Here is a 23,636-nt window from a genome sequence, read left to right on the forward strand (position 1 = left end):
ATTTATGATTAACCACTAAGCCCATGGCTCTTAGCGCACAAGTAATTCTACGATAGCCGTATCGCCCTTTATGGTTGTGATAGATATCACGTATTTTTACGCGTAAGTCAGTATTGGAACTAGGCCGATTAAGTGTATTACGATGGTAGTAATACACGCTCTTGGGAAGCCCTGTGACTTTTAATAAGTGTTGTAAGCTGTACTTTGCCTTGAGCTCTTCGACAACTATCGTTTTGTCTTTGCTTTTTTCTTTCTGGCTTGAGCCAAGGCTTCTAACTTTTTTAAGACAGCGTTCTCTGCACGTAGGTAATCCAATTCTTCCCTGAGCTCTTTTTCAGACATTTCTGCTGATGGTTTAGAAGTCGAAGAATGATTAGTCACGCGAGGCCTATCTTTGTTCTTTGGTATTAGACGGGTTATACCACCGCGAGCATAAAGCTTTTGCCATTGAAATAAAATACCAGGGGATGATAAGTCGAAATAGGCGCTGGTATAAGCCAGTGACCAATTGTTCACTGACATAGTTTCAAGTACATGAATCTTAAATTCGAAGGAGTAAGGAAGTTGCTTATGAACAAAACTATCAAAGCCGTTGATGCGATAAACTTGAGACCAATAACGAATAAGGTTAGGGCGTACTTCAAACTTTGAACCTAAGACTCCTGAACTCTCTTCTTGCGCTAGTCGCGCTAGGTTTAACTTAAATACTCTGTGATATTTGGACATAAAAAGACCCCCAGTAATTGGATAGTCCAACTATTGGGGGTCACTTCAAAGGCAGCGGACCTCCGCTGCCTTTTTTATTTCTTAAAACCAACTCTGAATACATAAATAAAGCAGTTTGCATTATCAGGTCATAGCGGTGGAATTGTTTCCCTTTGACAGCCTTAATGGGGTTTTTTGCGCGTTTAATTTATGTGATGGGGTATTTTTTGATACGAAAATTAATTGAAATTTGAGAACTAAAACTGACGAATGCTAGTAAGGCTATTTTGTTTTTTCTCCTTGATGTGAAGCTGTATTGCAAAGTGAAAGCTAGCGCGAACACAAACTTTTTTAAAAAGGAAATACCATGCGTAATTTTCGAAATTGCCTAAGAAGTTTAGCTGCACTATGGCTTCTTTCATTACTTGCAATGCAGGCTCATGCGCAATCGATAACGGTCGACGCCAAGAACGTTAAACAGCAAATATTGATGATGGGCGGTGACATGGAGCGCAGCGGTTCAAATTTGCAGAATGCCGCCAACCAAGAAGAAATAATCGATTGATTAGTCAGAGATATCCCATCTGTTAAAACCTTGGCAGGCGGGTGTTTCAGTATCACTTTTTAATAAACAGGTAGATATATTATGAACACAACAAACAACATTAAACGTTTTGTAAAGTCATCAACCGTGGCAGTTTTTTTACTCGCAAACGTGTGCATTAGTTATGCGCATGCAGGCATCATTTTTAACCTGTCTTCGGATGATATCGAAGTCGGCGACACCTTTTCAATTGATGTTATCTTTGATAATCCGAATGAATTAACACTCGAAGGCTTCGCCTTTGATATTAATGATGAAGACTTACAAACGGTCAATTACGATGGCGATAGTTTAATTGATCCTAACTTTTTAAGTTTCCCATTCGGTTTTGACATTGACAAGTTTGTCATCGCTCCGTTTCCTGGGGTTAATAGCTCAGAAATATTGTTGGCAACGCTTAATTTTACTGCTCTTAGCGCCGGAACTGAGACCTTGACTTTGCTTGGGAATGACCAGTTTTCTGCGTTCTCATCAGGATTGTTTTTAGATGCTTTTAGCTCTTATGAAGCAATTGATTCCAGCATCACATTTGAAGTGAATGAAGTACCTGAACCTTCAACTTTAGCCATCATGTTGTTAGCCCTGACAACATTGGCGAGCCGGATTTGGAAACGACAAAGTAACAGCTAAGCAAGTGAGTGTTTTCATGCTTTGACATGAAAAATCCGTTCTAACTGAAAAATATAAATAAATATTTAAGGTATCACTATGTTTAATAGCCAGAAAGTTATTAAAAGAAAAAGTATCGGAAGCTATTTTGCACTTTCGATGTTTAAGCAACATGGGTATTTATCTCAAATCAAAATATATCAGGTCCTTATTTGCATGAGTTTAGGCTTACATATAAGTGTGACTCAAGCGCAAGAGAATGACCTAATATCCCCGCCAGGAAACTGGACTTATTGTATTGGTGCCAATGAAACTTGTGAATTTGACGGCAGTAAGCAGGTTGCATTTGGTCTTGATGGTCAATTCGCTTATCAAGTGCATCAAGATGGTGTTTATTGCGCCACTTCTGTATTTGGTGACCCTTTACCAGGCAAAAGAAAACATTGCTGGAAACGTAATGACACATCACATCTTACCCCACCAGAGGGCGCTGGTTGGCTATTTTGTATTGGTGAACGCAATACCTGTTCGTTCACAGGTACGTTTCAAGTGGCTTTTGGTCGAGATGGCAAATTCGCTTATCAAACCCATCAAGATGGTGTGAGTTGTACAAATGCCGTATTTGGTGATGCTGCACCTGGTAAATATAAGCATTGCTGGGTGCGAAAACCCAGTGAAGGCGAACCCGAAGCGCCAGAAGGTCCAGACTGGACGTTTTGTGCAAATGAGGGAGATACTTGCTATTTAGATAGTTATCACGAAGTCGCTTACGGTAGAGATGGGGCATTTAATTATGAAATTCATAATTCTGATGTCGTATGTGCAAACAGTGAGTTTGGCGACCCCATTCCAGGACGCGCTAAATATTGCTGGATTCGTGAAGTGGAAGTTGAAAACACAATCACCATTGATTTAGCGAATCCTAAGCAAGAAATTACGCTAATGGGTTCTGATATGGAGCGTTCACAGTTCTTCCTAAACAACGCTACTAATTCACAACAAATCGCTGATTGGGTATTCAAAGACATTGCTTTTGATTATTCACGCGTGTCCTACGATCGCAAGCAAGAGTTAGTTGAAGGTTCGCCAAATCTGGCGTTTTACGATCGCGCTGTATCTTCAATGAAAATGGTTAAACAAGCTAATCCAAACGTAAAGTTTTGGGCGACCTTGAAGTCTGATTACGACGGTTATGGAACAACTAATAATCTTCCTGACTGGGTATATACCGGCGGTGGATACAACGGAGGAAGTTATGATCCTAGCCAACTAAACGTCGAAAAATACGCTCGTTTCTTATCTGACTATCTAAAGTATATGAGTGATAACGGTGTGGAAATTAGTGTGCTTAGCGTCGTTAAGGAATGGACTCAAGTGGTGTCTGCGGTCAAAGAAGTGGCTGTTATTAATGAAATTAAACGCTTGTTAGCAACCAGCGAATACGCAGGTGTACCTGAGCCAGAGTTCTCTGGGCCTTCTACATGGGGCACTAAGCAAGCGGTCAACGTGTTAAACAGCTATATCAATCAGAATGCCTTAGATTTATTTAAAGGTATTTCAACTCACGCCTACGATGGCGCGACTGAAGATACTTGGACCAACCTAGTTAATACCGCAAACTCTGTTGACTTGCCGGTGTGGCACACAGAAACGGGATTAGGAACGGGTCCAACTTCGGGTGTCGAACTCGATATTTCCATGCCAATTGGTCGATTCTCTCAACGTGCAATGTGGTATCGAGCGGGCATGCAAGGCGAATTGTTCTTTGAGCCTTGGTCTCGAGGTATTGGCCGCGAAACCCGCGCTATTTATTTCAGAAACAACATGCCTGGAGAGCGTTATCGTGCTTACTACATCATGAAGCAATTTGGTAATCATGCTCCCATGGGCTCACATTACCTTGCTACCAACGTTACTGGTTTAGCTAATGCAGAAACCATGGCATTTAGAAGCGGCAATAAAGTCATTTTGTGGGTAATGAATAATAACGAAACTGCACATGCAGACACGACTATTCACTTTAATGGCGAAGAGATTAGCAGCGCTAATATAGAGCAAATTGTTTGGCATGCAGAGTCACCAAGTTCAGGTGATGAATCAACCATCAGCCCTGCGAATACGAGCAGCTTAGATACCGAAATTACGGGTAAGTCGATAACGAGCTTTGTCTTTTATTTACCTGAAGAAGTGATAACAGGAGACGTTAATGGCGATGGTGAGATCACGGTTGCTGATATCACAGCGTTTGTTGCCGTTTATGGCTTGAGCAGCTCGGATGAAGGATATATCGCAGCTGCAGATTTAGATGGTGATGGTGTCATCACTCGCTTTGATTACAGTCAGCTTTACAGTCTATATCGTCTGCAATAAATACTAGATAAAGACATAACCGCCAACCTGTTAACGCATGTTAACTGGTTGGCGTTTTTATTTGCGCAAGGAGTTAAAGTAGTAATACAAAACTAACGCTTTAATTCTTATTATCAACAGCAAAAAGGCTTTCATCGCCGACTGAATCTAACCTTTCTTGATTGATTTAAAGCTCACTAAAAACCGTAAACTACATGTTTAAGCAGATTTAAGGAGAAATCCGCTGAGTAGATATCCCATCAGTGCTAAAATTTTTATTCTGCTGCGATTGTAGCGACCCTAGTATTAAGATCTTTGCTCGTCTCACAAAACTTGACCTTAAAGCATTCAGCCAAATGAAGGTTTAAACGGATTAATTTTCACTTACAAGTAATTTCTTATTCTGTTTGCAAGCGCTGCTTTTCAGCTTCTGGAATATATTCAGGATTGACTGGTAATTGGAAGGGAGCTTGTACTTGAGCTCACCAGCCTAATTCATCCACCATAATTATTATAGTATTAGGCTTGGATGCAGATTTTTTACTCTATTCAATTGCAAAAACAGGGTTTGATAATCCAAACCCTGTTGCGAAGGACAAAATAAAAGCAGGTGACCTTTTCCTAAGCGTTATAAGATTAGGAATCGCTGGTTATTTTTTACCTGCATGATAATCAAAGTTCCACGTATCCATAAACGATCGTGTTCTAGAGCTTTCAAATAAAGCTTCAGCCTTCGCTATTAGGTCCGGGTGTTGTTCAGCTAGGTTATTCTGCTCTTGTGGATCTTCTGTCAGGTTATAAAGCTCAATTGGGCTGCCTTCTTTTGATTTTTCATCAAAGAAACGGATCGCTTTCCAATCGGCATTTTTCTCTGCCTGTATTCTAACCGCTTGCTTATGGCTACCATTCCAGTGGTGAAACTCCCAATACAAGGAATCATGTTGCTGTTGCCCATCTTCTGCTAATAGCGTGGGTAAAAAGGAGATGCCATCAATATTCTTTGGTGCTTCAATTTCCACTAAATCAGCCAATGTGGGTAATACATCCCAGAATGCCGAAACATGATCACTCACTTTACCGGCAGGTACTTTTGTGGGCCAACGAGCAATAGTCGGCATGCGAATACCGCCATCATACAAATCTCGTTTGAAACCACGATATTGAGCATTACTGTCAAAAAACTCTAAATCAGCTCCGCCTTCAAAGCTTGGACCATTGTCACTTGAAAATATCACTAAGGTATTTTCATCTAAGCCAAGTTTCTTCAGCTTATCTAAGACTAAACCAACGCCTTCGTCGATATGCGAAATCATCGCCGCACGGGTCGCTCTTGGTCTAAAAGAAGGTACATAACCACCATCTGCTACCCCATCATAAGGCGTGTCTTCAAAGTGGTTATACTTGGCAATTTCTTCATCTGGTGCTTGTAATGCAGCGTGAGGCGCGGCATAAGACAAGTATAAAAAGAAAGGTTCATCTTTTTTGTTATCAATGTAGCTTAGTGCTTCATCGGTAAGGCGTTGCTGTGCAAAGTCACCACGCTTGAATTTTTCATAGCTTGCTTCATCGTTGGGATCATCATGTTTACCCAAGCCTTTATGGGGGTCCAAATACTCATTATTTAGCGGGAACCAGGTTTCATTCTGCCATAGGTGAGTTGGGTAGTGGTTATGCGCTTGCTTTTGGTCTAAGTAGCCAAAAAAGTAATCAAACCCTTGCTTAGTAGGCACACCGTATGAACCTGGGCCACCTAATCCCCACTTACCTATTAGAGCGGTTGTGTAGCCCGCTTTCTTCATTAATTTGGCTACCGTTTCAGTACCAGGTTGCAACGGCATCTGACCAAATTCTTCTTCATCTGCAAAACCGCCTAATTCGAAATTACCGCGAATCTGATTGTGTCCCGAATGTTGACCTGTCATTAGCGCCGCACGAGATGGCGCACAAACAGGGTTGCCTGCGTAATGCTGAGAAAAAACCATGCCTTGATCAGCCATGCGCTGTAAATTGGGTGTGTTGATGAGCTCCTGTCCATAGGGTTCTATATCGCCTATGCCTAAATCATCTACAAGAATGTAAATTACATTCGGCTTTTTAGCTGCTTGTGGTTCTTCGGTCTGAGCACTGTTGGATTCGTTACAACCAGCCAATGCCAGCGAAATAGCAATCGCAGACAATAGCTTGGTTGTGTTGTTCAATGGATTGAATATAGTTTTCATATAAATCTGCCTTGACTACTTTTTAAATGGCTTAAATGAATAAGAGTATTGGTAATCTAAAAAGGGAATAATGTAATCTGATAACGGTTTTGCTCCCCAAGTATTAGTACCACCAACGCCGCGCTGCAAATAATCTATATTTACAAAAATGCGCTCCTTTCTAGGTAAGTCATGTGGATGAATATTTTTCGTTTTTGCTTGTCCTGCACTTGCGTGGTAATCATCGGTATCGTAGTACTGAGCACCAAAGCCAAGTAGAGGTTCGCCTTCAAACGTAACCCCTTCGCCTTTTTGGTTATAAAAGTGAACTTGTCTTACGTCACTGCGATAACCGTTTTCTTGTGCTCTTACATAAGGTACGTATAGATCATCTACGCTACTTTGATATAAACCAACGTGCGCAGAAGTTTGTCTGTCACTATAGTTCTCATGTGGACCACGACCATACCAAGCCACATTTTCGTATTCTTGATCTAACTCGAATAACGTACCTAAACGTGGAATCTCAGATTGTTGTTTATGCGGAGCAGCATAGAAATACACATCCACTTTTACTTCACCATTTCCATGTATGTTGTAAGTCGTAAAATATCGACTGCCTACAGCACTTAGGTAATGTTCCACTTCGACTTTGGCTAAGTATCGAGACTCTTTAATAAGTTTAATTGAAGTGAGTTTGGTATTCTTACCTGCTTTTTGCCAAGGTCCAAATTTATCACCATAGCCACGTATGGGTAAGTCGTTATCTATCGGAGCACGCCAAAAGTCAGGACGTGGAGAAGCTTTTAATAACTCGTCTTTAAAGTACTCCATTGAGCTGATAAGACCGGTTGTTTTATCAATCACTAAACTAAAGTCTTTACCTTTAAATCGATACTCTTCTTTCTTATCGCTGACTGATAATCTGACTTCGTCAGGCTTTTCTTCAGATGCTTCGATAGTTGGTAATGCCAACTGCGACCAAGCAGTGATGTGACCTTTTGGAACTAAACCATTTTCTGTATCGCTAGTTACCTGCACATCCAGAAAATATTCCACGCCGGGTTCACGCGAAATAACATAGTTCAGACTCACAACCTGTTGTTGCTGTGGCTGTGCTGTTAAAGGAATACCTTCACCTTGCGCAACTTTCTCGCCATTAGCCAGTAGTTGCCACGACAAACTTTGACCTTCTAAGCTTGCGAAATAGTGCTTGTTAGTGATGGTCAATTTACCATTTTCGATATCGTCACTGCTAAAACCGACATTTTGATGTACGTTTTTAACTTCCCATAAATATGGGTAAGGCGTGCGGTCAGCATATACTAAGCCATTTGCCGCAAAACTGAGTGACGTAACGGTAGCGGCAGGCTCAAGATCACCACCGTAACCCCAATAAGGTGTACCATCTAACGTCTTCATCGCAAATGTTTGATCAACCCAATCCCAAATAAAGCCACCTTGCAATGAAGGATATTTTTCAAAACTATCCCAATACTCTTTAAAATTACCTAATGAGTTACCCATGGCATGTTCGTATTCGATTAATATAACCGGGCGAGTGGTGTCTAACTTACGTCTAGCATAACGCTCAATGTCATCGATTGGCGCATACATTTGACCGTATGCATCCGTATGACGGCGCATTTGAGCTTGTTCTGAAATAACCGGAGTATTTGGTTCTTGTTTCTTCAACCAATCGAATGTGGCTTCTAAATTAGGACCGTCGCCAGACTCGTTGCCTAAAGAACGCATTACAACCGATGGATTGTTTTTAGTTGCATGATACATATTGCTAACACGATCAATGTAAGCGGCTGCCCACTCCGGCTTATTCACTAAGTGATTTTGAGGATCGTAAGCTGCACCTTGGTTAGCTGCGCCTATACCATGTGACTCAGTATTCGCTTCATCCATTACGTACAAGCCGTATAAATCCGCCAGATAATACATGTAAGGGTCACTAGGGTAATGAGACATACGTACAGCGTTGATATTAAACTGCTTCATTAATTGAACATCTTTTAACATCGACTCTCGTGATACAACATGCGCAGTGACTGGGTCATGTTCGTGGCGATTGACACCTTTAAACAATACCGGCTTGCCATTGATTAAAATGTTGCCATTTTTAAGTTCGGTAGAGCGGAATCCAAGTTTGTGGCCAATATGTTCGATTGCTTGGCCGTCTGAATTTAACAGGGTAAGTTTTAGGTTGTATAGATTAGGCTGCTCAGCACTCCATAATTTTGGACTAGAGACTTGCGCGCTATATGTCACTTTTTTGCTCTCGTTACTGCTAACTCTATTCACATCTAACATTTCATCAAGCAGCGAGTTTTGCGCATCGTCAGTTAATTGAACCTGAAGTTGATATCCACGGATCGAACTCTCAAAGTTGTTATCAATTAAAGCGGTTAATTCCAGTTTTCCGTTAGTGTAGTTGTCAGTTAACGTAGTATAAGCATGGAAGTCTTTTACGTGCGCTTTTGGCGTAGCATAAAGATAAACATCGCGTTCGATACCACTGACACGCCACATATCTTGACACTCAAAATAAGAGCCGTCTGAATAGCGATAAACCTCTAACGCGAGCTGATTTTGTCCTTTTTTAAGATAAGGACTAATATCAAATTCAGCTGCGGTTTTAGAATCTTGTGAATAGCCAACTTTTTTACCGTTGACCCAAATATAAAACGCAGATTTCACCGCCCCTAAATGTACAAAAACCTGTTTTTGTTGCCAGTCATCAGGCACGGTAAAAGTTTTACGATAACTTCCTACGGGATTATAGTAGGAGGGCATTTCAGGTGGCACTGCGTTGGCTTTAAAACATTGATGAGAGTGATAAAAAGGTGTGCCGTAACCGTTTACTTCCCAATTTGCAGGAACCGTGATTTCGCCCCATTTACTGTCGTCGTATTCAGTTTTATAAAAATCGCTTGGCTTTTTAGTAACAGATTCAACCCATTTAAACTTCCAACTGCCATTTAACAGTAGGTGATTGCTCTGATCCCAAGGGGTTTTAGAAAACGCCGCTTGAGGATTGTCATAGCTATAAAAAAAGCTTCGAGCTGGTTCTTTATTCACCCTAAAAACTTCAGGGTTTTGCCATTCTAATGTCGTTGCATGTGCAGGTATAATCATACCAGCAGCAACCGCTACATATTTTAAAAATCTTAAATAGTTCGACATGAACGATGTCCTTGGACTGCATATTATTAAAAAGTTGATATGCTTATTAAACCGATATCTTTCCCTTTCCCGTAATTAAAATGTTAATTAGTTCCTAATATTCTTCATCACGGTGTTACACACATTTTGGATTTGCTGGATAAATGGATATGATTTTAGATTGCGGAATTTGTTAACTAGATTGTTACATCAACAAAGGTTTTTCTGTTTTAGAGTGAGTAATTAATGCGCGATCGAACCAAATTTTTCTATCAGACGCTGAAGTATGCCAGCTTGATGACCGCCACAGGGTTATTACTGGGCTGTTCTCAATCAACTTCGACGACTAATAATAAGGGAATGCAACAAGCCAATGTAACCATTGATGCTGGAAACATAATAGGTCAACAAAGCCCTCTATATTATGGAGGTAATAATATCTACCCTAAAGGTGGGCAAGGATTACTCAATAGTGACCAACAATTTGATAAAACAACCATTCAATTAGCCACTGATTTAGGCTTAAGAGCATATCGTTTTCCGGGAGGCTCAGAAGGAAATTTATATAAATGGAAGCGAGGCATAGGTCCGCTTGAACAACGAATAGATAATATCAGTGGTAACAATCAAGGGCCCCAGAGCAACGAATTTGGTTCTGATGAGTTTGGTCGCTTGTTGGAAACCACAAATTTCGATCAAGGCTTTATGATGGTCGCATATGGATATGAAAAACCTGATGATGCGGCAGATTGGGTTGAATACATGAATAGCCCAGTTGGTGAAAACCCAAATGGTGGTATAGATTGGGCGCAAGTTCGCGCCGACAACGGACATCCAGAACCCTACGGCATCAAATATTGGGAAATTGGTAATGAAGTCTATGGCAATTGGGAGTTGAATTGGGGCTCATATCCAACCAAATATGATGCCAAACGGGGAACTGGTAACGTTGCCGTAGATACCGTGTCTGCTAAAGCCGGTACTCTGCCATTCGGTGATGCTCATCGTTACATACATGGTGGTTATAAGTACTTTGAACAGCAAAAAGCGGCTAGTCAGTCTTCGTGGAAAGATGCGCATATTAAAACCAGTGGCCAGCCCTCACAACAGCTTTACGTAAAATTTGCTCCGGTTGATTTAAGTGAAGAAAGCTATCCATTTGAATTAACTATCGCAGACATTAAATGGCAAAAAGTGGCTGATTTTTCGAAATCCAGCCCTACAGACAAACATTACACCTTAGATACTGAATCCGGAATGATCACCTTTGGTGATGGCCAACGCGGTGCAATCCCACCCAAACAACAATTTGTTATGCTGAATTATCGCAGTGGGCGTCAACCTGGATTTATTGAGTACTACCAAAAAATGAAAGCCGTCGATCCAGACATTATTGTGCTGTCTTGTTTCGAAAAAGAATCATTCTATCGTGGTATGGCCGAGGTAAATGCACCTTTTGATGGTGTGGTAAAACATTACTATCCAAGTACGTTCAAAAACGTCCCTAAAGAACTCGCTTATGAAGCGCAAATAGCTAGAGGACTTGGTATTGAGCGAACCATAAAAGAACATCAACATTGGATTAAAGAGCACCAAAACTCGGCGATTTCTGGCGATGAAAAACTCTGGTTTACCGAATATGGATTACGTGGACATGTAAACCAAGTAGCCACAATGCATACTGTAATTGGTCAGTATAGTCAGACTGTAGGGGCCTTGTTAGGGCATTCATTATTCTTAAATAATAATACCCCAATGATCAACGACAATGGGGTTGTGCGCTCACGTGCTTTACCCGTTCCATTATTTAGTAAGCATTCCGAGCAACTGGTTGTTAAAAGTAACGTTCAAGCACCTACAATGCAGGTTGATGGAAGTGATTTTCCAGCGCTACTTAGTACCGCTACTGTGAACGAACAAGGCGATAAACTAAGCCTTATTTTAACTAATACTCAGGCCCAAAAAGCAATCTCCGTCGACTTAAAGGTTGAAAATATGGCGGTTGATGAAGACAGTTCTGCTGAAATATGGATTCTAAAATCGAATACCGGTAATCCTGTCGATGATAATAGGGAAGGTGCTGTGGACAATATAACCTTGTCGAAAATGACGAGTATCCCAGTTTCGCTACCGCTGAGTGTAGAAGTCCCGAAAGCAGCCACGATTGTGGTGAAGTTAAAAGCTAAATCTTAGTCCGGTAGTGAAAATTCGTTGGTGTTTCTCATAGGATAACAACCTTTCTCTATATAATGAGAAACTACGCGGATTTTCTTGAGTGAGGTTTTGGATGTCAAAAAATAACCGTGTCTGGGGATTAATTTGATATCCAAACTTCACATCAAACTGGCCATAGCCTTCGACCATTTCGGGTTGTCCTAATAGACCGCTTTGTTTGCGCACAAATTCGTCTCTATGGTTGTAAATTAGGCTGGCGTTAAAGGCACCTTTTTCATATAACAGCACAAAGCTATAAGTGTTTGATAAACCTTCAATAACATCTCCGCGCAGTGCGCCATTGTCTTCTAGTGATTGCGCTTCTACCTGGGTATATCGTAATTCGATTCCGGTGCCATCAAATGGTGAAGGTAACGATTCAAACTGATTTTGATACACAAATTCAAAACCAAAAAAGGAGGTTTTATTTAGATTTACTGGCGTGCTAACGAGGAATTCCCCTTCAGGGTGGTCAAGTAATTCTTCGAATTCAACACTCTGCAAAATAAAGTTATCTATATCTTTGTAATAGATAGTGACATCAAGTAAGCCGTTTTCGTCAAAAAACCAAGACCAACTCATATCCAAATTAATCGATTCAAAAGGTTTTAATTGTGGGTTACCACGGTTTGCTGTGCTTGAGCCGGTTCTCGCAACAAAATCACCAATGGCAGGAGCCAATTTATTTAAAGACGGTCTGGAAATCGTCTTGGATAACCCTAGATTGAGGTATTGGTTGTCGGTTAGTTCAAGTTTAAAACTTAGATTTGGTAACCAATTAGCGTATTTATTTGATGCATAAACCGGATTGCTTTGGGCATAAATGATTTGTAAAGCTGTGGGATCTACATCACTGTAAAGCAAATCTTGTATTGGTTGATCGAAACCGCGAGATTCAATCTGTGTGGCGGCCCATCTTACACCCATTTGAGCAAACCAATTGAGTTCAAATAGTTGTCCGCTGGAAAAGGTTTTAAAATAAGCCTCAAATAACCGTTCTTGGACGCTCCAAGTGCTGTTTGGTAGTTCTGTAGCGGTAAATCCGCCTAGTTGTTTGCGCAGCTCTATTGAGTCAGCAAGAGGATGGCCCTTATCAATTATCTCTCTTTGAATGTGTTCATCAGACCATAGATAATCAATGTAACGTTGCGAATCAAACCCATACCAAGTTTCAGGCACACCCCCTTCTAAAAAGTTACTTGCGTCTATGGGTCTAAATAACTCATCCGGTACATCAAATTCATAACCACCAAACTCGAATCCCCAAGGTGTACGAAACGCTACCTTGTCTTTATTTCTGTCGGCGAAGTAGATGCCTATGTCAATTTGTTCCCAATTGGGATGAGTTAAGATCGTTTGAAAATCTAGTTTTGCCTGAAATATGGAGTCATCTAGATTGTCGCCACTATCAATCGTGATATGGCTGCGTAGATCAGAAGCGTCAATACTGCGTTTGAAATCAATGTTTGCGTACGGACTATTGGGTAGCAAGGTATATTCTGGATTAGCATTGGGGGAGCCCACGGCAGAAAAACGCTTATTTCCGCCGTTATCGCTTTTAGCGACAGTATAAGATAAATCCAAAATGACACTGGAGTCTAAACTAAACTCGTAACCTAATGCCGTCGCAAAATGAGCCATTTCGCTGGGGCGATTTCGCACCAATTGGACATAATCACTTGCTAGTGAAAGCTCAGGCTTATACCGGTAGCTCAATAATGTGTTATTTTTATCAACGGTAATTCTGCCAAATGTATCCTTTTCGTCGGGATTGGCAGTGCTGCCATTAACATGGGTCCAGTTGGCGGACGAGGCGATGTTCGATGTCACATCAAATCGTGAGTAAACCAGGTCGGTTATCACATAAAGATTTGGGGTTAAATTAATCCGACTAACCCATGATAAGCCAAACCGTCTTTTTTCCGATTCTTCTATTCGTAGGTCAAAATTTCGAGGCACCCAAATTTCCGTGTAATCTAAGCTGCCGCTTTTGGTTTCAACGCCGCTTAAATCGGCGGCGAACCAACCATCTGAATTGGCTGATTCGATACGGTAATCTTGTTGTAAAAAGTCTACCGCAATGATACTTGCGATATTTTCGCCTGCATAATTGATTGACCCAAATACCTCTGGGAAAAACCCACCGTCATCACTGGAAGAGAGTCTAAATCCGCCAGATAACTCATAGGTGTCTTCACCTCGCGTGGGCAGGTTTACTAAATTAATCGTTGCACCTATGCCTCCTGACACTAACTCAGAAGCTTGGGTTTTGTATACATCTGATGAAGTAAACATTTCAGATGACAAGGTATCAAAACTAAACCCTCCGCCTAGATTGGTCGATGGCAACTGACGGTTGTTGTATAACACTGTATTTAATTCAGGCCCAAAGCCACGAACAGTTAAAAATAAACCTTCACGCTTTCGGTAGTCTGTACTTGCACCAGCGGCACTTTGCAGCATATTTCCGACGTTACGTTGAATATAGCGTTGGTTATTTTGTAGGTTTAAGCTTTCTATAATCAGGTTTGAATAGCGCTTTTTGAGGTAGCGTTTTTGATAATTACTGAGCCTTCCTACGATAGCAATTCGTTCGGTTTGCTCTTCTTCTAAGTGTGAATCAACAGCAATCAACACATCCGGTGGTTCATCTTTAACTTTTACGTCGTCAGGCGTTTCCTTTACTGGCACGCTTGTGGCTGCGGATTGGACTTTAAATAATCCGTGATTGTCATTTATGGCTATTAAATTTGTTCCTTCCAGCAGCCTTGATATAGCCTCTTCATAACTTAAATTGCCCTTTACCGCTGGCGATGTTTTTTGGCTCACGAGATCGTACGGATAAAGAATCATGATATCTGCTTGTTCGGCAAGTTGCTTGAGCGCGTTAGCCGTATTGCCGGCATGGATATCAAATTGAATCGGATCAGTTATTTCAGCAATGCAGGGCTTGATTATAAAGAAAAGCGAGAAAACGCTGAAAATAACGTGTTTGAAAAGCATATACTTCATTGGCTAATTGCTTTCATAACCGAAAAGCAAGATAAAATGTTAATAGTATGTTGTTCAACTATACAGTGTTCTGCAGTGAACTACATATTAGAAATTCATTTTTTGTTTGTAGAGTTTCTATATAAAACGCTGTTATCACCAATAAATTACTCTTTGACTTCGGGTTTTTTACTCAGTAAGTAGGTGCTTTGATTAACTTGTGATACTTGAATATTGAATGTGTGTTCTAGTGCCACAATCACCTGATCGAGTTTATCAATTTTGTAGCGACCACCTACCCTTAAGTTTGCCACCTGCGGATCTTCAATTATAAAAGAAGCGTGGGTGAATCTCGACACTTCATGTACGAAATCGCTCATGGGTTGGCCATCGAATACTAACACGCCCGAACGCCAAGCTTGTTGACGTTGCAACTCTTGTGCACTCAAGGTTTCAATATTATAGGCAGTAGGTGATTCGCCATTTTGTCCTTGATATACAGCATCTAATTTAATTCGTTGACCTGCATCTAAGGTGCCCACTGTGGATAACATTTCATCAATCTGATTAACATCTTCATGGGTTTTAGTTTGGCTAAATGGTGAAGCTATGAGTTTATCCACAACCGCTGACATAGCGACTCGTCCTTCAGTCACCAATACATCAAGTAAGTTATCGCTTAGTTTGACATTAAATGCCGTACCGACAGCTTCAACTCGTCCACCTGCCGCATACACTCTAAAAGGTTTGTTTGGATTTTTTGCCACTTCGAAGTGCGCTTCACCGTATATTAACCACACATTTCGGTTATCGTCAGTGTAGTCTACTTGTACTCGACTATTGGTGTTCAGATAAACGGTCGAACCATCATCTAATGAATATTGTTGTTGTTGCCCAATACTGGTGACGTAAATACCATTGCTTGAATAAACAGATTCGGGTTGAGTAAAGCGACTAAAATCCGTAAACATAAATACTAAGCCAGCAATAAAAAACATGCTGCAAAACATATATACAGGCTTAAATATGGGGGACTTTTTTGGAGGTGCGGTAACCTTCTTAGCGTAAAGAAGTTGGTGGATTTCTTCGACTGGCGCATTATCCCACACTTCCATAAGGGACATAAATTCGCTTTTATGTTTTGGATCTTTGTTGATCCAGCGTTTGAACTCAGCTTGCTCGGCAGGACTAAGAGTAGGTTCACCATCCATTCTAATCAGCCAATCCGCGGCAATGTCCTCTACGGACTTTGGTGCTGCAAATTTAATGACATTGTGATTCATTTACTCTTTTCCATTTTTCTATTTCATGCGCTTTCTCTCAACATGAGTTGCGCTGTGTAGGTCGATTTGATGCCGCTTTAAATAATCTCTACAACTTAATGTTGCCGTTTTTAAATATTTTTCCACACTGCTAAGTGATATGCCTAATTCGTCCGCAATTGTTTGCTGCTTCAATCCGTGCATTTTTCTTAATAAAAACACCTTTCGGCACTTTTCAGGTAAATCTGCCATTGCTTCGCAATAAATTTCTACGGTTCTTTTGGCGTCTATCTCTTGTTCTAACGTGTCGCCAACGTGATTATGCTCTTCATTTGCACAATCTTCCAAATAAACCGTTCTTTGAGCTGATTTTTTAATTATCTCATTAAGTGCCAAGTTCTTTGCGATAGTAAACAAAAATGCTTTGGGGTATTCAATTTTCTTTTTCAGCTCAGCACTATGTGCCTTAATGAATACTTCTTGCACTATGTCTTCAATAGCTTGCTCAGACTTCAAATACTTCATCAAAAAGCGTTTCAGAAAATCATTATTTTCGATAAAGACTTTAGAAATTATAGACATATTTGACGACCTTCCTGCTCTGAAAATGCAATCACATGAAAACACTCATGACATCGATGCAACCGAATTAGGAGGTACTTTACAAATTTTTAAACAAACATACAATAAAATTTTACATATGAAACGGTGTTTATTCTATCGTATGTCGTTTTCAATCCAATTTCTGTTAATTATTCACTTGTTTTTCGTTTCATAATTTAAACCTGCTAGCCTTGTAAGTAGCTGGCTTGTGAATACAACAAATGATAATTACTGCCTATACCTACTTAACAATCCAAATTTCAATAACCGTAATTTATTTTACTTATTTTTGAATTATTAAGTTTAGCCTGTTTATTTATCCCAATTAATTAGGGTAAAGCAGGCCATGCTTTGGGTCGCTTGTTTGAATCATTAACCCCAGTGGACAAGGTTTTATAGCTTTCAATAACATTGTCATTATCCAGCGGGTCATTAACAACTTTTTTCCAATCTTCAAGTTTGGCCATCATATTTTCAATGCGAGATTGTTGCTCTGGCAAATTAGCCAAGTTAATTAATTCATCTGGATCTTCTGCCACATTAAACAACTGTGTTTTCTTTAACATGGGATAGTAAATTAACTTATAATCGTCTGTACGTAACATACGCTGAAAGTGACGATAACTACCATAAATGCTATCAAATACTTTGTCTTTATCGCCTTTTACTAACGGGCGAACAGAAGGGGCTTGTACGCTTTCAGGTATTTCAATACCTACCATGTCTACTACCGTTGGGAATACACTGTTTAAGTAAAACATACCCGGAACTGATTTCCCTTTGGGTACATTAGGCCCTTGCATAATGAAAGGTGCTCGCACGCTATGATCATATTGATTTTGTTTGCCTAACAATCCATGACGTCCAACTGCTAAACCGTGATCAGAAGTGAATACAATCAAAGTGTTGTCTAGCTCTCCAGATGCTTTAAGCGCTTCGATAATCCGTCCGATTTGCGCATCTGTATGTTCAATCATTGCGTAATATTCGCCAATCGCTTTTTGTATCACATACGGAGTGCGCGGGTTGTTCTCTAATATTTCGTCTCGAATATAATAATCACCTTGGTTAAAAGGATGACTCGGAGCAAAGCTTTTAGGTAGCTCGATACTGTCTCCAGGGTACTTGCCCATATAAGCCTGCGGAGCTTGTCTGGGGTCATGGGGCGCAAGGAACCCCACGTACATCATAAATGGTTTCGATTTTTCACTTGTCAGAAAGTCTACCGCTGCGTCGGCAATAACTTCACTGGAATGTTTACTGGCTTTGAAAGCTGGAAATTTTTCTTTTGCAGAACTCGACGGAGTGTAATCGACAAATTCGGTATTGAACTGACCTCCTTTATGCAGATGTGCCATGCCGTGCATGAAAATCGATTTTCCTTGATCGAAGCTACGTTCCCAATCTTGTTCAGACATATGCCATTTACCAGTCATAAAAGTTTGGTAACCATTTTCTTTAAAGGTTTCGCCCATAAGTTTTATGTTCGCTACCGTTTTTGAATCTAATTTTTCTGGTCCGCGACCAGTTTGATACAAATGACGTCCAGTATTGATCATACGACGACTAGGAGAGCACACAGCACCAGACCAACTACCTTGATTAAAAACGTGCGTGAAGCTCATGCCCTGTTTAGCTAGCGAGTCAATATTGGGGGTAGCAATACGATTATTACCGTGTGCATGCACAGTGTCGTAGGCCTGATCATCAGTTAAAATAAATAATACGTTAGTTTTTTCTTTTGCCCCCCAAGCAACGGAACATTGCAGGATTCCGAGTAAACACAATACAGCTAAACGGCTGATTGATTTGTATTTATGGGAAGAAGAAGTTGCTCTTAAAGTGAATTGAATTCTCATATTATCTAAATTGGTCAAGTTGCTATAGTCACTAAACAAAATAATACCGTAAAACCATAATAAAAATTTTTACGGTTATATGGCATCTCAACTGTTAGGTGTTACACAGATACTCAGCGCGGCATGACGCCACAACATTTTTGATACAGAGGCTATTTATGAATAGAAGAGACTTTTTAGCAATGTCAGCAGTAGGCGCCGGTGTTGCTTTACTTCCCGGATGTATGAGTCGTCCGATGCAAAATTCTGGGAAGTTGATCGTACCGCCTTACTTAACAGATTACCAAGATGCCTATCAGCAAAACCCGCGAGCAGCGGCTACAGAATGGTTTAGAGACGCGCGTTATGGTTTGTTTATCCATTATGGACTGTATTCGTTGATGGCCAGTGGAGAGTGGGTTTTATATAGCAAAAAGGTGCCTTTACCTGAATACGTGAAGCTTAAAGATCAGTTTACTGCGGAAAAATTCGACGCTGATTTTATTACTGATTTAGCCTTAGATGCGGGTATGAAATACATTAATATCACGACTCGTCACCATGATAGCTTCTGCTTATGGGATACAGAATTTACCGAATTTAACAGCGTCAATTCGCCCGCTAAACGTGACCTTGTGCGCGAATTATCTGAACAATGTAACAAAAAAGGTCTGGCATTATTTTTATATTATTCTCATGGTCGTGACTGGAAACACCCTCATGCACCCAATAATGATAAATGGGGCGGAGCAGCCCGTCCTAATTACGATTTCGTAGAGCCAAGTTACAAGTATGGAGCGGAACACGATCTAGATATCTATTTGGACTTCATGACTAATCAAGTGAATGAGTTAATGACCAATTACTCTAATGTGGCAGGCATTTGGTTAGATGGAATCGGTGTGCCTTATTCGGGTGATCGTTCAGTGTTTAAAGCTCAAGACTTGTATGATTTAGTGCATGCTAAGCAACCACAAACATTAGTCTCTTATAAACAAGGTTTATTGGGTACTGAGGACTTTTTAGCCCCAGAACGCAAGTTTGATAAGTCTAAAGGCTCGCGTGTTCCACTAGAGTTGTGTGATCATTTGCAGCGCAAATCGTGGGGTTATGACAAGTCTCAAGATGGCAATCATAAAAAGAAAGACGAAGTGATCAAGATGCTAAAAAGAGCAGATAGCTATCCAGCGAATTTGTTACTTAATACTGGTCCTAAAGGTTCGGGTGAAATACCAGCAGAAGATGTTGCTGTGCTTCGTGAGGTTGGAAAAGAGCTAAAAACTAAAGGGTGGGAGGGCGTGTTAGCAAGCTAGAATTGACCGTTCACTACATTTGCATTTTTAGGCGAAGACATTATGTTCTTCGCCTAATTCACAAGCTGAAACTTTGCTTAGGATAATAAAATGATGAAAAGACAATTTAGCGCCAAAAAACTATTGGCAAGCTTATCTTTGTTGCCTTTTTTCTGTTTAGCACAAAATGCAGAGTTTGATTATCAACACTTGGGTGTAGCAGTTGAAAGCAAAGGTATGCATGTTTGGGGATCATCGCCAATTATCGGTCCCAAAGGTAAAGTGCATTTGTATGTTGCGCAGTGGCCAACTGATACTCAATCTAATTTTAGTGGTTGGTTTAAAGATTGTGAAATAGCCCACTATATTAGCGACAGCCCAGAAGGACCTTTCGAATTTGTGCGGGTTGCCGTTCCTGACCAAAACGGTACGTTTAATTCACCGCATAATCCAACCATAAAACAAATAGACGGTCGCTACGTTCTTAGTTTTATAGTTAACGAAAATAATAAATTAGCTACCCAGCGAATCGTGATGTACGTTGCCGACGATTTAAACGACACTTGGAAGCCCGCCGCTGGTGGAGAGCCTGATGGCACTATTTTGCGCAAATCAAATAACCCAAGTGATTGGAATTATACGGCTAAACTCGGCGTTTCCAATCCTTCGTTGATTAAGCACAATGGTAAATACTTGCTTTACAACAAATCGGTTGTAAAAAAGACCCCAGAAGCAAAGCGAGGAAGCTATACCTATGGTGTTGCTGTGGCGGACAAACTGGAAGGTCCCTATCGTCACCATCCAACCCAGGTGACTAAAGTCGGTATGCCAATTGAAGATGCATATGCATTTACGTTTAACAACCGTGTGTACATGCTTGGTCGTGATTTTGGTAGTAAAAAAGGATCCCATGGTGGTGGCTTGTTATGGAAATCAGAGGATGGATTTAATTTCCCCAATCATCAGGTGACACGCTCATTTGAACATTTAAGTCATTATTTGGGCGAAGATGCGTTGCGCAACGCAATAGTGCATCGGGGTGATAAAACCGGCAGATTAGAGCGCCCCCAAATATTATTCGTAGATGATAAACCTGCTTATTTATACCTCGCTACGGGAACGAACCCTAAGTCGGGATTTGGAAGCCGCTCTCACGTATTTAAAATGGTCCCGCAAAATCCATCTGCAGATTAGATGGAATTAACTTAATAACGCGTAACCTCATCTATATCTAATTATGGGGTTGTGCGTACTTCTGCGTTTAAATTTGAGTCACTGCTGCTGCCAAGGTAAACTCGTCCGCATATTTGTAGATAATCAAGCACCTATATTGCCTATTTGGTTAAAATCTAACTGCACACGGTAAAGGTTGCCCAACCTCTGGTCTCATTTGGACTAATATGCAAACCACAAGAAAAAGATGGGTTAAATTGTTCTTTGGCGTTCTGTTGATCTGTTCAGGCTGCGCCACCATCGCTAAACTCGATTTAAATCAACTATATGGTGAAGAAGCGACAACCAATCGGGTTGCTGCATCTAATCAGCATGCGACTGTAAACAGCTCTGCAAGTAACTTTTATCAAAGCCAAGTTGAACCCATTTTAGAAAGTCGCTGTGTGGTTTGTCACGCGTGCTACGATGCGCCTTGCCAACTTAAAATGACTTCACCTGAGGGGCTGGAAAGAGGGGCGAATAAGGAGAAGGTTTATCATGGCACGCGTATTTTGGCAGCTACGCCGAATCGCTTGTTTGTTGATGCGCATAGCCCGTCTCAGTGGAGAGAGCGGGACTTTCATCCAGTATTAAATGAAAGGGAACAGTCTCCAGAAGCCAATACTCAATCCTCGGTATTGGCAAAAATGCTAATGCTAAAGCAGCAACATCCATTGCCTGAAGACAAATTGTTAGATAACCAGTTTGACGTGAGTATTGACCGCAGTCAGCAGTGTCCAACGGTGGAAGAATTTGCAGGTTACGCTAAGGAACAGCCGTTGGCGGGAATGCCTTATGCGCTACCGGAACTTACGCAAACAGAGCACAACACATTAATGCACTGGATTGAAAGCGGAGGCTTCATGCCCGCTCATGCATCAATTTCGGACGACGAACAACAGGCCGTCAAAAAGCTTGAGGCATTTTTAAATCACGACAGTTTAAAAATGCAATTAAGTGCGCGTTATATATACGAACATCTGTTTAGTTCACATTTGTATTTTAGTGAATTGACAGAGGCCAATGCACAGCCGCAGTTCTTTAAATTAGTGCGTTCTCGAACACCTTCATCGCTTCCTATTGATTTGATTGCTAGTCGCAGGCCATTTGACAAGCCTAATGTGCAGCGCGTGTATTATCGCCTGCAGCCGGTAGTATCCACTATCGTAAATAAAACCCATCAGCCGTACGCGCTTAATAAAACATTATTAGACAAATGGCAGGCATGGTTTGTAGATGCAGAATATGATGTTTCGCAATTACCCAGTTACGATCCCCATATTGCTGCCAATCCTTTAACGGCATTTACTCAATTGCCGGTGAATGCGCGTTATCGCTTTATGTTAGAACGCGCACAGAACACCATCATGGGCTACATTAAAGGGCCCGTCTGTCGTGGGCAAGTGGCACTCAACGTGATTAATGATCGGTTTTGGGTCTATTTTGTAAAACCCGAAGTGGCAGCGTCTCCACAAATAAACGCCTTCTACGAGTCACAACAAGATAATTTACGGTTGCCTGCCGAACACCAAAGTACTGCTTTAGCGGTCGGTTGGCTGGAATATGCAGCACGCCAAGGGGACTATATTCAAGCCAGACAAGATTTCTTAAATAGTGTTGCTAAGGACGAGCACCACTTTACTGCTGACGATATTTGGAATGGAGAAGGTGAAAACGATAATGCAACACTGACCGTATTTCGGCATTTTGACAACGCTACTGTGGTTAAAGGTCTGATAGGCGCCCCGCCTAAAACGGCATGGGTTATTGATTACGCCTTGTTAGAGCGAATACATTATTTATTGGTAGCAGGCTTTGATGTTTATGGTAACTACGGACATCAGGTGTTGACGCGTCTGTATATGGACTTTTTACGCATGGAAGGAGAGTCAAACTTTCTATCATTCTTACCACCGCAGAGTCGCCGTCGAGAGTTAGCTTCATGGTATCGAAACCCTGGTCCAGAGCTGACCTCATTTGTGAAAGGCAAAATCAATCTTTTTGAGCATCCCAGCGGTATCGAGTTTCAAACTGATGATCACAAAAATGAATTATACGAGATTTTTTATCAGCACCTTAAAAATGTGCAACCGCAACGGTATCGATTACAGGACAGTCATTTAAGTGAAAATAGTAAGGCGTTGTTGGCACAACTGGAAAGGATAAAAGGTACGAGCGCGTCTATATTGCCTGAGCTGAGTATGATCATGGTTGAACCCACGAGCGGAGACCAAGCAGAGCTTTTCACCTTAATTCGTAATAGTGCGCATTATAATGTAAATAGTCTATTTTTTGAGAATGCCAATCGCGATAAAACGAATGATAATGTCACATTAGTACACGGGCTGATTGGTAGCTATCCAGATGCATTTTGGCGAGTCAAAGAGTCAAATCTGGCAAAGCTAGTTGCGAATGCTCAACAAATTCGAACAGAAGAAGATTATAGAGCATTTATGGACTTATTTGCTGTTCGTCGCACTGCTAACAATTTTTGGGAATTCAGTGATCAGTTAAATCAATTATTTATGCAGCGCAATCCAATCGAAGGTGGCTGGTTAGATTACAACAGGCTGGAAAATCGTTAA

Annotated in this window: 15 protein-coding genes; 7 read left to right on the forward strand and 8 right to left on the reverse strand. The window is 40.9% G+C overall.

Annotation, left to right across the window (positions count from 1 at the left end):
* Positions 1-157, reverse strand: a 157-nt coding sequence (locus tag GLIP_RS22520) for an IS3 family transposase (RefSeq protein WP_161602049.1), incomplete at its 3' end; no start/stop codon positions are given.
* 68 nt (positions 158-225) lie between these two features.
* Entirely contained in the window at positions 226-726 is a 501-nt protein-coding gene (locus tag GLIP_RS18665; RefSeq protein ID WP_008846255.1) for a hypothetical protein, read from the reverse strand.
* A gap of 346 nt (positions 727-1,072) precedes the next feature.
* On the opposite strand from GLIP_RS18665, the gene GLIP_RS18670 reads away from it, so the two are divergent.
* From GLIP_RS18670 to GLIP_RS18680, 3 genes are all read left to right on the forward strand, one after another.
* Positions 1,073-1,270 carry a hypothetical protein gene (locus GLIP_RS18670; protein WP_008846256.1) on the forward strand — a complete coding sequence of 66 codons (198 nt, stop codon included), beginning with the start codon at positions 1,073-1,075 and terminating at the stop codon, positions 1,268-1,270.
* Positions 1,271-1,351: 81 nt separating this feature from the next.
* Positions 1,352-1,939, forward strand: a complete 588-nt coding sequence (locus GLIP_RS18675; protein WP_008846257.1) for a PEP-CTERM sorting domain-containing protein — start codon at positions 1,352-1,354, stop codon at positions 1,937-1,939.
* Between the two features lie 78 nt (positions 1,940-2,017).
* Positions 2,018-4,288, forward strand: a complete 2,271-nt coding sequence (locus GLIP_RS18680) for a dockerin type I domain-containing protein (protein WP_008846258.1) — start codon at positions 2,018-2,020, stop codon at positions 4,286-4,288.
* 629 nt (positions 4,289-4,917) lie between these two features.
* On the opposite strand, the gene GLIP_RS18685 is transcribed toward GLIP_RS18680, so the two are convergent.
* A complete protein-coding gene (locus GLIP_RS18685) occupies positions 4,918-6,486 on the reverse strand; it encodes an arylsulfatase (protein ID WP_008846260.1) in 1,569 nt (522 codons plus the stop codon).
* A 15-nt stretch (positions 6,487-6,501) separates the two neighbouring features.
* A complete protein-coding gene (locus GLIP_RS18690; protein ID WP_008846261.1) occupies positions 6,502-9,660 on the reverse strand; it encodes a glycoside hydrolase family 2 TIM barrel-domain containing protein in 3,159 nt (1,052 codons plus the stop codon).
* A gap of 225 nt (positions 9,661-9,885) precedes the next feature.
* Here GLIP_RS18690 and GLIP_RS18695 point away from each other — a divergent pair, with 225 nt between their 5' ends.
* Entirely contained in the window at positions 9,886-11,832 is a 1,947-nt protein-coding gene (locus GLIP_RS18695) for a hypothetical protein (protein ID WP_153886379.1), read from the forward strand.
* Here GLIP_RS18695 and GLIP_RS18700 read toward each other — a convergent pair.
* The 4 genes from GLIP_RS18700 to GLIP_RS18715 form a co-directional block, all read right to left on the reverse strand.
* Positions 11,815-14,865, reverse strand: a complete 3,051-nt coding sequence (locus GLIP_RS18700; RefSeq protein ID WP_040523633.1) for a TonB-dependent receptor — start codon at positions 14,863-14,865, stop codon at positions 11,815-11,817. The two genes, GLIP_RS18695 and GLIP_RS18700, sit on opposite strands and share 18 nt — an antisense overlap.
* A gap of 146 nt (positions 14,866-15,011) precedes the next feature.
* Entirely contained in the window at positions 15,012-16,127 is a 1,116-nt protein-coding gene (locus tag GLIP_RS18705) for a FecR family protein (RefSeq protein ID WP_008846264.1), read from the reverse strand.
* 18 nt (positions 16,128-16,145) lie between these two features.
* Entirely contained in the window at positions 16,146-16,688 is a 543-nt protein-coding gene (locus tag GLIP_RS18710) for an RNA polymerase sigma factor (RefSeq protein WP_008846265.1), read from the reverse strand.
* A gap of 350 nt (positions 16,689-17,038) precedes the next feature.
* Positions 17,039-18,568: a sulfatase-like hydrolase/transferase gene (locus tag GLIP_RS18715; protein ID WP_153886380.1), complete on the reverse strand. Its 1,530-nt coding sequence runs from the start codon at positions 18,566-18,568 to the stop codon at positions 17,039-17,041.
* 158 nt (positions 18,569-18,726) lie between these two features.
* Here GLIP_RS18715 and GLIP_RS18720 point away from each other — a divergent pair, with 158 nt between their 5' ends.
* From GLIP_RS18720 to GLIP_RS18730, 3 genes are all read left to right on the forward strand, one after another.
* Positions 18,727-19,860, forward strand: coding sequence for an alpha-L-fucosidase (locus GLIP_RS18720; protein WP_008846267.1), 1,134 nt, complete (start codon positions 18,727-18,729; stop codon positions 19,858-19,860).
* 90 nt (positions 19,861-19,950) lie between these two features.
* Positions 19,951-21,033: a glycoside hydrolase family protein gene (locus tag GLIP_RS18725; protein WP_008846268.1), complete on the forward strand. Its 1,083-nt coding sequence runs from the start codon at positions 19,951-19,953 to the stop codon at positions 21,031-21,033.
* 206 nt (positions 21,034-21,239) lie between these two features.
* Positions 21,240-23,636, forward strand: coding sequence for a fatty acid cis/trans isomerase (locus GLIP_RS18730; protein WP_008846269.1), 2,397 nt, complete (start codon positions 21,240-21,242; stop codon positions 23,634-23,636).

This window comes from Aliiglaciecola lipolytica E3 (assembly GCF_000314975.1).
Lineage (GTDB): Bacteria > Pseudomonadota > Gammaproteobacteria > Enterobacterales > Alteromonadaceae > Aliiglaciecola > Aliiglaciecola lipolytica.